This window comes from Citrobacter sp. W9 (assembly GCF_026719375.1).
GTDB classification, from domain to species: Bacteria; Pseudomonadota; Gammaproteobacteria; order Enterobacterales; family Enterobacteriaceae; genus Citrobacter; species Citrobacter werkmanii.
The window spans coordinates 1-255 of the sequence record NZ_JAPPTE010000094.1 but is presented as its reverse complement, the minus strand read 5'-3'; the positions used below and the strand labels follow the sequence as shown (position 1 = coordinate 255).

Below are 255 nucleotides of genomic sequence, written 5' to 3'. Positions count from 1 at the left end.
TCTTCGGTGAACGCACTCTGGCCACACTGGAGCGTCTTCTGAGCCTGCTGTCGGCCTTTGAGGTCGTGGTATGGATGACGGATGGCTGGCCGCTGTATGAATCCCGCCTGAAGGGAAAGCTGCACGTTATCAGCAAGCGTTACACTCAGCGCATTGAGCGACATAACCTGAATCTGAGACAACATCTGGCAAGGCTGGGACGGAAGTCACTGTCGTTCTCAAAATCGGTGGAGCTGCATGACAAGGTCATCGGGC

Annotated in this window: 1 protein-coding gene; it reads left to right on the top strand. The window is 55.3% G+C overall.

Annotation, left to right across the window (positions count from 1 at the left end; all coding sequences use genetic code 11):
* Positions 1-255, top strand: a 255-nt coding sequence (locus OOJ59_RS28025; RefSeq protein WP_218363180.1) for an IS1 family transposase, incomplete at both ends; no start/stop codon positions are given.